Origin of the sequence: Streptomyces sp. ISL-98 (assembly GCF_018614055.1) — a bacterium.
Classification (GTDB): Bacteria; Actinomycetota; Actinomycetes; order Streptomycetales; family Streptomycetaceae; genus Streptomyces; species Streptomyces spiramyceticus.
Window position 1 is genome coordinate 1 of sequence record NZ_JAGGPB010000110.1, and the last position, 12131, is coordinate 12131.

At 68.9% G+C, this 12131-nt stretch carries 12 protein-coding genes and 3 pseudogenes; 7 read left to right on the plus strand and 8 right to left on the minus strand.

The annotated features are described in order from the left end of the window. From J7I98_RS42465 to J7I98_RS39820, 6 genes and pseudogenes are all read left to right on the plus strand, one after another. Positions 1 to 179, plus strand: a pseudogene (locus J7I98_RS42465) (transposase); the annotation flags it as partial. Positions 180 to 270: 91 nt separating this feature from the next. After that, positions 271 to 1803 (plus strand): transposase, encoded by a 1533-nt coding sequence (locus J7I98_RS39805; RefSeq protein ID WP_214929940.1) that lies wholly within the window; start codon positions 271 to 273, stop codon positions 1801 to 1803. Between the two features lie 36 nt (positions 1804 to 1839). Beyond that, positions 1840 to 1986 (plus strand): annotated as a pseudogene (locus J7I98_RS42045) (transposase); the annotation flags it as partial. A 113-nt stretch (positions 1987 to 2099) separates the two neighbouring features. Then, a complete protein-coding gene (locus tag J7I98_RS39810) occupies positions 2100 to 3806 on the plus strand; it encodes an IS1182 family transposase (RefSeq protein WP_251021891.1) in 1707 nt (568 codons plus the stop codon). A 410-nt stretch (positions 3807 to 4216) separates the two neighbouring features. Next, positions 4217 to 4405, plus strand: a complete 189-nt coding sequence (locus J7I98_RS39815; RefSeq protein ID WP_214929942.1) for a hypothetical protein — start codon at positions 4217 to 4219, stop codon at positions 4403 to 4405. Between the two features lie 75 nt (positions 4406 to 4480). Then, positions 4481 to 5500 carry a radical SAM protein gene (locus J7I98_RS39820; protein ID WP_214929943.1) on the plus strand — a complete coding sequence of 340 codons (1020 nt, stop codon included), beginning with the start codon at positions 4481 to 4483 and terminating at the stop codon, positions 5498 to 5500. 409 nt (positions 5501 to 5909) lie between these two features. Here the strand turns inward: J7I98_RS39820 and J7I98_RS42050 are convergent, their stop codons facing one another. From J7I98_RS42050 to J7I98_RS39845, 6 genes and pseudogenes are all read right to left on the minus strand, one after another. Beyond that, positions 5910 to 6059 (minus strand): hypothetical protein, encoded by a 150-nt coding sequence (locus tag J7I98_RS42050; protein ID WP_251021892.1) that lies wholly within the window; start codon positions 6057 to 6059, stop codon positions 5910 to 5912. Positions 6060 to 6240: 181 nt separating this feature from the next. Beyond that, entirely contained in the window at positions 6241 to 6630 is a 390-nt protein-coding gene (locus J7I98_RS42055) for a hypothetical protein (RefSeq protein WP_251021893.1), read from the minus strand. Between the two features lie 62 nt (positions 6631 to 6692). Further along, complete coding sequence (locus tag J7I98_RS39830; protein ID WP_214929944.1) at positions 6693 to 7277, minus strand: hypothetical protein; 585 nt, start codon at positions 7275 to 7277, stop codon at positions 6693 to 6695. Between the two features lie 104 nt (positions 7278 to 7381). Continuing rightward, positions 7382 to 7867, minus strand: coding sequence for a hypothetical protein (locus J7I98_RS42060; protein ID WP_251021894.1), 486 nt, complete (start codon positions 7865 to 7867; stop codon positions 7382 to 7384). 149 nt (positions 7868 to 8016) lie between these two features. Continuing rightward, positions 8017 to 10197, minus strand: a complete 2181-nt coding sequence (locus tag J7I98_RS39840) for a hypothetical protein (protein ID WP_214929945.1) — start codon at positions 10195 to 10197, stop codon at positions 8017 to 8019. A 229-nt stretch (positions 10198 to 10426) separates the two neighbouring features. Further along, positions 10427 to 11103: pseudogene (locus J7I98_RS39845) on the minus strand (transposase family protein); the annotation flags it as partial. Between J7I98_RS39845 and J7I98_RS42065 the strand changes: the two are divergent. Beyond that, entirely contained in the window at positions 11068 to 11370 is a 303-nt protein-coding gene (locus J7I98_RS42065; protein WP_285438151.1) for a hypothetical protein, read from the plus strand. The pseudogene J7I98_RS39845 and the gene J7I98_RS42065 sit on opposite strands and share 36 nt — an antisense overlap. Here J7I98_RS42065 and J7I98_RS39855 read toward each other — a convergent pair. Together J7I98_RS39855 and J7I98_RS39860 are read right to left on the minus strand one after the other, a co-directional pair. Then, on the minus strand, positions 11354 to 11656 hold the full coding sequence (locus J7I98_RS39855) for a hypothetical protein (RefSeq protein WP_214929947.1): 303 nt from the start codon (positions 11654 to 11656) through the stop codon (positions 11354 to 11356). The two genes, J7I98_RS42065 and J7I98_RS39855, sit on opposite strands and share 17 nt — an antisense overlap. A gap of 186 nt (positions 11657 to 11842) precedes the next feature. After that, the gene (locus tag J7I98_RS39860) at positions 11843 to 12067 is read right to left on the minus strand and encodes a cold-shock protein (protein ID WP_214929949.1); all 225 of its coding nucleotides are present in this window, start codon (positions 12065 to 12067) and stop codon (positions 11843 to 11845) included. Positions 12068 to 12131 lie beyond the last annotated feature (64 nt).

Here is a 12131-nt window from a genome sequence, read left to right on the forward strand (position 1 = left end):
GACTTGTTTCTCCGCAGGCCCTAACTTCGCGGCATTGGGTCGTCGCCGCCCACACCCAACTCCGCCTCGCCCGGCCGCTGGCCGCGGATCTCCGCCGCCCTTGGGAGAGGCCGGCCGAGCCCGGCCGGCTCACCCCCGCCCGCGTCCGCCGGGGGTTCAGGAACCTCCGCCCGAACTTGCCGAGGCTGTCGCACAACTTCCGCTTGGCGATGGTCAAGAGCGATTCGTTGTTCGGTTCCGGCTGTCGCGCACGCATCGGAATCTTGGCTCGTGGGGCGGAACTTCCTGTTGTGCGACCGTGACCTTGAGATGCCGCGAGATGTACGGGAATGGCTGCCTCCCGAGCACCTGTGCTGGAAGGTGCTGGACGTCGTCGGAGAACTCGATCTTTCAGCGTTCGAGAGCAGCTATCGCGCAGACGGGCAGGGAGGGGTGGCCTACCCTCCGGCGAACCTGGTCGCGCTGATCCTGTACTGCTACAGCAAGGGAGTGCGCTCCACCCGTCGTGTCGAGCAAGCCTGTTGGGATGATGTGGGCTGCCGGGTCATCACCGCGAACCGCAGAGTGGATCACTCCACCATCGCGCGGTTCGTCCGACGCCACCATGCTGCCCTGGAGTCGTTGTTCGTGCAGGTGCTCGCGCTGTGCGGCCAGCGCGGTCTGGTGGATCTCTCGGCGGTGGCCGTGGACGGCTCACCGATGGACGCGAACGCTTCCCGTGACTCCAACCAGCGCCTGCATCGCCTTGAGGCGATCATCTTCCAGTGCGAAGACAAGATCGGCGCGCTGATGGAGGATGCGCTCGAGCATGCGCGAACCGTGGAGGCCGACGACTTCGAGGGGACCGAGAGCGACACCGAGTCCGATGACTGGCCTCATTTGTCCCGCCTGTGCGACCGGCTCACCCGAGCCCGGTCGGCCCGGGACAAGGTGTATGACCGAGCCCTGCCCTCACCCAACGAGATAAGGATCAAGGTTGAAGCGGCAGAGCGGATGGTGGCCCGGGCGGAGGAGCGTCTGGCCGCGGAGAGCACGGCTCACCAGGAGAAGCTGAGGAAGTACGAAGCCCGGGCGGAGGCAGACCTGGCGGCCGGCCACCGCGGGGCGAACGGCCGCCCGCCGGTCTCGATGGAGCACAAGACCGTCCTCGTCCGGCAGCGGGCTCGGCTGGACAAGGCGCGGGCCTGGCTGGAGCGAGCCCGCAACCCCCGGCCGGTCCCCTCGCCGGAGTCCCGCGCCTGCCTGAGTGATCCCGACTCGCGGTTGATGCTCAGCAAACGCGGAGGCTACGTGCAGGGCTACAACCTGCAACTCGCCTGTGCACGCAACCAGTTACTGCTTGCGATTGAACTTCAGGACAGCCCTTCCGATATGACGGCCCTCATCCCCGTGGTCACGCAGACCCAGCGCAACTGCACCGCGGCCGGGATCACGAACGAGGTCCAGGCATGGCTCGCCGACTGCGGATACGCCTCCGCCGCCAACTTCGAAGCACTCGCCGGCCTGCCCCTGCTCGTGGCGGTGGCCCGGGAAGGACCAGACAGCGGCCCCGCTCCGCAGGACAAGGGTGCCATTCCCGCAGGCCAGCGCGAGATGGCGGAGCGGCTTGACACCCTCGCGGGCCGGACTCTCTACAAGCGGCGTGGCGCCCTGGTGGAGCCAGGCTTCGCCCAGTTATTCCAGAGATTCGGACGTCACCTTAACTATCGGAGCACCGCCAGAGTGAACACCGAGATCAAGCTTCTCGGCACAGTCCACAACCTCAACAAGCTCCTCAGTCACACAGCCGAAACTCGCTCTTGACCATCGCCAAGCGGAAGTTGTGCGACAGCCTCTGCCTGTCCGGCCAGTGCACCGAAACCCAATCGGCCCGGCCCCGGCAGACCCCTCGGCTCGAAGAACCGGCACCCCGCCACCCGCTACGACGTGGGCAAAACGGTCAGACGGCCCGAGACCATCGCCGAACGTGACCAGGTCAGACCATAAAGAACAAGCTGAGCTTGACTCTGTCGGGGATCTTGGAGTTTCCCAGTGCGTCGGCGTGATCGGTGGGCATGCTCGGGGTGTTCCGAGAGCCCATGCAGTTGTCGAGGTGTCCGTTGTCGCTCCGTCCTCGTTCCGGTGAGCAAGTCCCGCCTCTGACCGCGCAGATCGCGCGGGCGAGGAACCCGGGCGGTACGGCGGCGATGTGGGTGAGAGACCGCCTGGACGGGCTGTGGCGTGACGAGGACTTCGCCGACTGGTATCCGCGTGACGGGCGTCCGGGTCTCTCGCCCGCCCAGCTGGCCACCGTTTGTGTGCTGCAGTTCGTGCTCGGCCTGTCGGACCGGCAGGCCGCCGAGGCGGTGCGCTGCCGCATCGACTTCAAGTACGCGATGGCCATGGAGCTGGACGATCCCGGCTTCCACCACAGCGTGCCGGCCGACTTCCGTGAACGTCTCACCGAGGGCGACCGCGCGGACCGCCTCCTTGACCTCGCGCTGGCCCGCCTCAAGGAGGCCGGCCTGGTGCGCGAGCGCACCACGCAGCGCACCGACTCCACCCATGTCCTGGCCGCGGTCCGCGACCTGACCCGGCTGGAGATGGTCACCGAGGCGGTACGTGCCGCGCTGGAGGAAGTCGCCGGCACCACCCCGCACCTGCTGGACGAGTTGGTCGACGAGGACTGGGGGCGCCGTTACGGCCGTCCTGTCCACCTGGGCAAGAACCCCACCAAGCCCAAGACCAGGATCCTTGACACCGGCAACGACGCCGTCCGGCTCCTGGAACACCTCTACCGGCACGGAGCAGACCGTGCGTCCGGCTCCCGCGTCCAGGCCCTGCGCCAGATCATGGTGCAGAGCTATCACCGCGACGCCGCAGGACACCTGCGCTGGCGCACCGCTGAGACCGAAGACGGACCCGGGCTGCCGCCCTCGTCCCGGGCAATCGTCTCCCCCTACGACACCTCGGCCCGCTATGCCCGTCACGGGCACATCATCAGCTGGAAGGGGTTCTCCGCCCATCTGACGGAGACGTGTGCTCCTGACGGCCCCAACGTGATCACGGACGTGGCCACCACCTCGTCCACCACCCACGACAGCAAGGTTCTGCCCGGCATCCACACCCGCCTGCACCGCCGCGGCCTGCTGCCCGCCGAGCACCTGGTCGACAGCGGCTACACCTCCCTGCCCCACCTGGAACAAGCCACCCGCGAACACCAGGTCACCGTCTCCGGGCCGCTACGGGCCAACCCCACCCGCCAGCACCGCCGGGGCGAGGGCTATGGCCGGGACGACTTCCACATCGACTACGACCGTCAACAGGTCACCTGCCCCCAGGGCCAGGTCAGCCATGGCTGGCACGGCCCCTACCCGACCTCCTCGCCCACCGCGGCCCCGCTGATCGTGGCCAGGTTCACCAAGAGCCAGTGCCACCCCTGCCCGGCCCGCACCCAGTGCACCACCTCCCGCAAAAGCACCCGCACCGTCGGCTTTCCCCCGCGAGAACTCCGCGACCTGCAACTCCGTGTCCGTGCCGAGCAACAGACACCCGAGTGGAAGACCCGCTACGCGGTCCGCTCCGGAGTGGAGGGAACGGTCAACGAGTTCGCCCACGGCCACGGGATGCGCCGCTGCCGCTACCGAGGACAGGGCAAGGTCCACCTCCAGCACGTCCTGACCGCCATCGCCATCAACATCGAGCGCCTCAGCGGTCTCTCGCCGATCGAGGAAGCACCCCGGCAACGCCGACCGACCGCTTTCCAGACCTACCTCGATCAGCACGAGGTCCCCCGGCCGAAGTCCTGGCGCACCCTGGGCACCTGACCTCGGCAACTCCAAGATCCCCGACAGAGTCAAGCTGAGAAGCTGTGTCACATCCTCTTTCCGCAGGTCACGAGGGCGTGAAGGACGGTAGTGATCCCACCTCCGTTCGGCTGGGCGCCGATGGTCGCCGTTCCGAAACGGAAACGGCAGCGGGCCGGTCTTCAGGCGGCTGCGAGGGTGGCCGGAACGGCCATCGCGAAGCGACTTGCCCTAGACAGGCGGCACGGGCACGCAAAAACTCGCAGGCGGGCGGCCCCACCACGTTCAGCTCACAGCACTGGCCCACCCCGACCCCGGCCCGCTCCATCGCCCCCGCTCGTTCGGACGACTGCGGTAGCGGGCGCCGCGCGCCTGTACGACGGTGGCGGTGAAGGCGATGAACCTGTCCCCCTACCAAGAGGAGAGTCGCTGTGAGCACATCCCAGTCCAGGTCGACAGCCGATGTTCAGGTGGATGAGGAGGGCCGCGTCGTCATCCAGTCCCCGGAGCTCGCGGCGCACCTGAGGGACATCCAGGGGAACGGCATGGACCCTCTCGCCCGGTCCGTGATCAATGTCTGCCCCAACCTCGTCGCGGGCTGCGGGAGTCCCCCGATGTAGTTCCGCCCACGGCTGCGGGCGCTCCACCCGCAGCCGACCCACTCATGGTGAGCCACACACGTTCGGGGTGTCCGTATGGGTTTTCAAGAGGAGCTGGGCGCGGCGCTGACCGATCGTGCTCTCCATCTGATCGTGCTCCCCACGGAGCAGTGCAACTTCCGTTGCACGTATTGCTATGAGGACTTCACCGTCGGACACATGCAGCCGACGACGGTTCAAGGGATCAAGCGGCTGCTCGACCGCCGGATGGCCGGACTGGAGCGCCTGAACGTCTCGTGGTTCGGGGGCGAACCGCTGATGGCCCGGGCCGTTGTGGAAGAGATCTCGGCCCACATCGTCGCAGCGGCGGCCGATGCCCCGGACCTGCAGTACATGAGTGACATGACGACGAACGGCTACCTTCTCGGCGTTCCGGTGGCGGAGCGGCTCGCCGAGCTGGGGATCCGGTCCTACCAGATCTCTCTGGACGGCCCGGAAGCCGTGCACGACACGACCCGTGTGAGGGCCAACGGAGGCAGCTCGTTCCGGCAGATCTGGCAGAACCTGCTGGCCATCCGGGACAGCACGCTTCCGATCGGTGTGATCCTGCGGAGCCATCTCACTCCGGCGAATCTGCCCTCCATGCCGGACTTCCTCGCCGAGGTGCGTGACACGTTCCTCGACGACGACCGCTTCTCCGTCAGCCTCAAGCCCGTGGAGCGAATGGGGGGCCCCAACGACGCGACCATGGACGTGCTGTCGAAGGAAGCACGTACGGATGTCATGGCGGAACTCGAAGCCGTGCTGAGCGCCGGGGCGTCCACCGCACGCAATGCCATGGGAGCGGAGGTCTGCTACGCCTCGCGCCCGAACTCGCTGGTCATTCGCGCGGACGGCAGGATCGGGAAGTGCACGGTGGCGCTTACCGATCCTTCCAACACCGTCGGGCAGCTCCTGCCGGACGGAAAGCTCAGGATCGACAACGCCCGGCTGAGTCCCTGGTTGCGGGGGTGGGCGGATCAGGACTGGAACGCCGTCCGCTGCCCGTATATCGGCATGCCGCGCACGCGCTCGGAGCCACCGCTGCTGCAGATCGGCTATGGGCCCCATCGCTGACCGGGGCCGGCCAGTCCCTAGAGCTCGAGCTCCGAGATCCGAGCGCTCTGGTCGGTGCGCGCACCGGTGCGCCGTACTCATCCCTGGCGGCGCGTGCGGTGGCGCACGGACCGCCACGCGTTCGGCCGGCCACCAGGGTACTGCCGTGAGCGGCGCCGGGTCGGCGGCGGCTTCGGGGACGGGTACAGCGCCGCTCGCAGTCGGACCGCGTCGGTGAGCTGCTGGAGCCGCCCAGTCGCTCCGGCGAGAGGTGCGGCGGGATCGGATCAACCATGCGGGGGCCTCCGCGCTTCGGTGGGGCTGTCCCCGCACCCTCGCCGCTCCCTGTCAGTTCGGGGGCGTGCACGTTGGCCGCGTCCCGGCAGCCGGCCCGGCGACTTCGTCTACCGTCCCGCCGGACGGACCCCGGTCAGCCCCGCTGCATCGTCTGGAGGTCGTGCAGCGTCAACTCGCTTTTGCCACGATCCGCCGCTCTGCTCTGCGTCCAGGCCAGGATGGCCGGGTGCGCCTTCTCGTACGGGGTGCCGGCGGCCGTGTTCTCCCCGTCGGTGTCGGCCACCTGAGAGAGGTAGGCGGCCGGCGTGCGGGCCGCCGCCGCTGTAGCCGATGTTGTAGCCGAGGGCGTGCTGCTGCGGCAGGATCGACAGGAGCCCCTTCTCTGTCCGGACCCAGAACAGGCCCCGGCTGACGATGAAGCGGCTGAAGGTGTCGTCAGGGCGCAGACCAAGCGGGGTGTACGTCTAGTAGGTCCACTGATCCGTGCCCCCGTCGCCCACGTGCTTGAAGTGCTCGCCCACGACGGGCAGGCCGAACTCGGGGTCGTAGAAGGTCCGGCGGCAGACGCAGCCCGAGCCGGAGATGGCCGAGGGGCTGTTCTTGTCCTTCTCCACACACGGGTGGAAGAGGGCCGGGATCTTCTTCGGCTCCACGAGCGTGCAGTGCAGCGCGTTGGGCTCGCAGCGCACCAGTCTGCCCAGCCACTCCTGTACATGAGGCGTCCGGGCCTCGATGGACACGTCGGCATTCAGTGATTTGGAGGCGATGCTCAGCCGTGGCTCGGTGTAGACGACGAAGTGCAGATAGCCCTTCGTCGGATCGGTCAGGTTCAGGTCGCGGGACTGATAGGTCACCGTGGCGCTCCGATGCAGGGTGAACCTGGCGGCCCAGACGTGGCCGCGTGGACCGGTGATGGTCAGGCGGCGCGGTGTTCCGGGCGCAGGGCGAGGCCGCGGTGCAGGAGCTGTTCGGTATCGGCCGCGTTCAGGCCGAGCTGGCGGGCGACGACCTCGCCTTCGTCGTCCCGGTCGAAGGCGAGCAGGATCTCGCGGCTGTCGGGGTCGGTCATGGTCCGGCGGGCGGCTTCGACGATGTGGGCGACGCAGCCCGTGGTGCCGTCTTCGACGATGTCCCGGCGGGTGCTGTCGTCCCAGACGTTGAGCTGGAGCCGGGCACCCTCGGTGGAGCAGTCCTCCTTGGAGTCCGCGCCCAGCACGCACCGCCCGAGCATGGCGGCGTGGGCGTGGCGCTGGAGGTAGACGGCTTTGCCCAGGAGGCGGTCGACTTCCTTCTCCAGGTTCTCGCGCGCCTTCTCGGGGCTGACCATCGAGGTCTTCGGGTCGTAGGGCTGCACCCGGATCTTCAGCGCCGACAGGCTGCTGGCGAGGTCGTCGGCGACGCTGAGCAGGCCCACCAGGTTGACGTCACCGCGCTGCCGGGGCGGGGGCAGTTCGTCCGGGCAGCTGCCGAGCGGTTCCAGGGATTCGTGCAGGTCGGTCAAGGTTCCTCCCGTGCCGGGTGTCAACGCCCCTGATTCTCAGTCCATGTCGACGGGACGTGCGGGTGAAGGCTGAGATCGGCCACGCGCTGGCCGGTTGGCACCCATCAGCGATCGCGAGCCGCTCCCCTGCCCTGATCAGGCTGGGGCCTGTGCTGCTGCTGGCTGGCGGGACCGGCTGCGTCGACGGCCGTCTGCTCCGGCTCCTCCCGGTCGGCGATGGCGCGGCGGCGGGCGTTGGCCTTCCGGGTGAAGGCGGAGAGCCGGGCCAGGTTCTTCGGTGTGCGCACCCACGTCGCGGGGTCCGTCGTCCGGCCCTCCAGCTGCTCCGGCATCGCGGCCTGCTGGTGGGCGTGGACAGCGGCGGCCCGCTGCGCCGGAGTGAGGGCGGCATCCCGGCCTTGGTGTTCGACAGCGTGCGGCGCGGCCGCCGCCTGGTCGTGGTTGTGGTCATCGGTTTGCGCGGCGGCCGAAGCGATCGCGGCGGCGGGTGCGGCGCGGATCGCGTTCTGCAGGGTGAGGCTGGCCACCCGGGCTCGCTCGTACCGGGTCGACGCGCGGGGCGGCTTGCCGTCGGTGCCGGCGGGGCGCACAGCTTTGCGAGGACCTGGGAGACGACGACGCCGGGGTGCCATTTGGGCACCCCGGCGTGACGTCGAGGGCGAGGAAAGCGAACGGACTAGTTTCAGAGAGGAATGAGAAGGAAGTCCGTTCATGGCCTCGCCGGGGCCAACGGTAGCAGTCAGCCGGGGATCAGGTCGCGCAGATTTTCCGGGGTGACGATCAGGGAATCCGGGTGCAGTCCGTCCGGGCGTTCCAGGCCGATGTAGGTGACCGGGCTGTCCGGGATCGTCGTCCCGTCCCACAGCGTGGTGGCCGTGGCGCGGTCGGCCATCAGGTTGGTGAGGTACCGGACCGTGAGCTGGTCGCGCTCGATGATGCCGCGCAGCAGTGTTGCGACCGACACCCGGTTTCCCTCGACCCGGTTGGAGTTCGGGCTGCCCTTGAGGGACAGGTGCAGCCACTTCGCGTGCCAGCGGCCGTCGTCCCCGCGTACGAACGCCAGCGGCAGCGCGACCCTGCCCGGGCCGCGCAGCTCCGACTTCATGCGCACGGTGCGAGGCTCGAAAGGGCGGCCCCGCTGCTCGGCGTCGCGCAGCATGAAGCCGAAGAACGACTCCTCAACCTCGTCGAAGCCCTCGCCCGAGTAGATGTTGACCTGCGGGACGACGAAGGTGCCGCGCACGGCGCCCAGGCGCAGGTTGATGAACTCCGAGGCCCCCTCGGGTGCGTCGGTGATGTCGCCGGAGTGCTCGCCTTCGACCTCGGTGAGGGCGGTGTACGACAGCCAGGCGAGGGTCTGGTACGAGGCGTCCAGCATCAGCGCCGACAGGTCGTAGTCGGTGTTGCGACTCGTTTGCTTCCAGTGGACGAAGAACCGCAGCAGCTCGCCGTCGACCGGGGAGACCGAACCGCGGGGCAGCACGCCGAGGCCGGCCGCCGTCGCCTTGCCGCTGAGTGGGAGCGCGACGTCGAGGACGTCCGGGTCGATCAGCAGGTGCCCTGGGTCCGGCAGGCGGCGGCGCGTCTCTGCGTCCAGGGCGGCGACCAGGCGATCGCGCTCGGGTGCGGGCATCGGCGGGCGGGTGTCGGCGGCGACCCAGGCGCGGCCGAGGCGATTGACGAAGACGCGGCGCTCGCCGGCTTCCGCGCTTTCCTTGCCGCGGTTACGGAAGTGCTCGAGCACCGACAGCAGGACCCGGCCGGAGACCTGCGGGGCGACCCGCTCGGCGGCGACCACCACCGCGTCGCGCTCGTCCTGGGTGACGCACGCGCGCAGCATGCGGTCCAAGGAGCGGAACAGCTTGCCCGGGGCGGCCATCAGCAGCCGCACCGCCCCGGTGACGTCGCCCGTGCCGAGCAGTTCCTCGAAGTGGCTGTCGAAGTTCCGGGCCTCCTTCTCGCCCCGGGCCACAGCGAACACGTCGGCGGCGTGCGGCCAGCGCGGGTACTCGTGCGGGTGCAGGCGCTCGCCCAGGCGCTTGAACGCCTCGCGGTGCGCGGCGACGTCGGCGACCTTGGCGGGGGCTGCCGTGACAACAGAGTCGAGGCCCGCGAGCAGGGCGCGGCGGACCGGTCGGGACAGCGACCGGAACCGTGTCGGCTCCAGGAGGGTCACGTCGCCGTCCGACAGCGCGCAGGCCAGCCGCAGCACGTCGGTGACGGTGTCCAGGAGGAGGTCCGCGCCGGCGCCGAGGCGGGCGCGGTTGACGACGGCACGGTTTTCCCGGACCGGGATCGCCTCAGGCTGGGGGCCGTCCACGCAGTGCCCGGCGAGTGTCGCCAGGTCGAGCAGGCCCTCGTCGCCCAGCGGGGTGGTGCTGCCAGCGAGGCCCAGGTACAGGGCGGTGACCTCGTCGCCCGGGGCGCCGCCAAGGTGCAGGACCGTCAGGCGGTCGCCCGCGGCAGCGATCAGCTCGTCGTGAGCGCCGAGCATCTCGGCATACGTGTGCTGGTAGTTCCCGTACGACGGGAGGGTCAGCAGGTCGACCACACCGGCGCGGAGCTGGGCGAGCGTGCCGCCGCGCGACGTGTCGTCGGCGAGCGCCTCGATGATGCACCGCATCCAGAAATCGAACGTGTCCGGCACGTTGGCCGGGAAGTCCACGAAGTAGACGTTGTGCTGGACATGGTCGCCGACCATCTCGCGGACGGTGTCCAGTGCGCGCGTGGCGGTGTCGACGACCGTCTGCTCGGACAGGCCCGACAGGTGCGCAAGCAGCTCCGCCGAGAGCTTGAAGCCCACGGACATCAGCGCGGCGTCGAACTGCCGTGCTGCGACGCCGCCTTGCCCGGAAGGTCCGGAGGGGGCGGGGAGGCGGTGGGTGTGCCGGATGACCAGGGGTTCGAGAGGGTGGGGCATTCGGGCATGGTCCCAGAACCGTACGAGCCGACGCATTCGGGTTTTCGAACGCGGTGTGCACACCAGCAGGCTGAGCGCTCCGTGGGAAGCGAATGGCGGATCCGCGGGCCAGTGGGGCTGGTCGCGCGCCCTGCGCCCCGTTGGGACGCGGTCACACACCGCACTTCGACACGACCGCTTAGCTCTGCAAGTTTGGGTTCTGGCTCAGGTTCCGTGCAGCGAACTCATCGGCCAGGCCCCGGTACCCCTCGTCGACCTCGGCCTTCACGTTGGAATGGAGGCGGAACTGCTCGGCGATGCCCTCGGTGCGCATCGCGGTCTGGTCGTGCATGCGGCCGGGCCGGTCGGCGCCGGAGAATAGGGTGCGGCCCTGGCGTCGCTGATCGTGGTGGTCTTGATGGTGTTCTGCTTGCGCTTGCCGGACACGAACGCCCGCCGCCCGAGCCGGTGTGCGGCCGGGCGGCGGACCTGGGTCTCGGTGCCGCCAATCCGCAAGGTGACGCCCTCGGCTTCGGCGTACGCGAAGACGTCCGCCAGGGTGCGCAGCCGCAGTCCGGGCCGGTCGGGGATAGCACAGCCGCGCTCGGCGAGCAGCGGACGGATCTCACCGATGGCCTCGGTGATGGTGGAGCGGCCCACCCCGTACAGCTCCGCGAGAGCGGCATGAGGCAGCTGGGTGCGGAGGTGAACGAGGGTGACCAGCACTCGGTCGGTGAACACCAGCTCGCGCCTGGGACCGGCTCCGGACGCCCGGCGGCGCGCTCCGCCACGCCGCTCAAGCAGCGCGGACTCCTGGCGAACCGACCAAGGCACGGCCAGCTCCTCGATCAAGAGGCCGAGATATGCACGGGAGACGCCGGTGAAGACAGGATGAGACAAGGCCGCACGGGCCCAGTTCTTGGTCACACTCGAAGAACCCGTGCGACCGTCGCCACGTCACGCCCGACGCCCTCAATCGCCGACGGCGCTGTTGTCGCCACCCTCGATCTCGACCAACTGGCCGACACCACCGACCCCCTGGAGCAGGCCGAACGAGCCCTGTTGCTGACCGTGTTGCTGGAACCCGCGCTGCTGGCCCTGCGCCGCCTCGCACAGGAATGCGGCGTCGGCCAGGCGCTACAGCGATTGACGGGCGCTGGATCACTCGGCCCGGACGTCAGGCACCACCGCTGACACCTGGGACGACGAAGCGCCTGTGGAGAGGGAAGAACTCCGTCTGGGGGTCATTCTTCACACCCAGCTCCCCCTTGAGCACGGGTGCGAGCCTGGCGGCGGCGAACGCGGGGAAGAGATCCTCCGACTCCCAGATGTCAAGCACGTGAAAGCCGTCGGCGGCGAACCAAGCCGTGTGCAGCACCAATCCGTTCGGAGGCTCTTCTTCCCAGCGCACCCTGTCGCGGGCCGCGTCGTACAACTCCGGGGTGATCTCGGGCCAGACAAGGGTCATCACGACTGCCATGGAGGTCCCTCACAATCGGCTCGGTGCGGCGCCGTCTTCCTGGCGCCCGCACGGCGACGCTAAGTGGACTGGGTCGGCCGGGCATCTCCGGACGGCCATTCGTGCCGCCCGACTGCCGTACCTCGCCGCCGCACGGGCAACACAAGAGGCCCCCTGGATTTCTCCAGGGGGCCTCTTGGCTGTGCGTCATAGCGGCCTTACCGTCTGAGCCTGCGGCCCTTTTTGCCCTTGTCCGACCTCGAATTCGACCCTCTGGTTCTCTTCCGGGGTTCGGTAGCCCTCAGCCTGGATCTCGCTGTAGTGCACGAAGATGTCTGCCCCTCCGTTGTCGGGTGTGATGAATCCGAAGCCCTTCTCGGGGTTGGACTCCTTCACCGTTCCTTGAACAGCCTTCGGCTCGCTCCTTCGCATCAGATGCCCGCTGCCACGCTCGGCACGTCTCGCGAGCCGGGTACTAGTGTCTCGTGATTTTGTT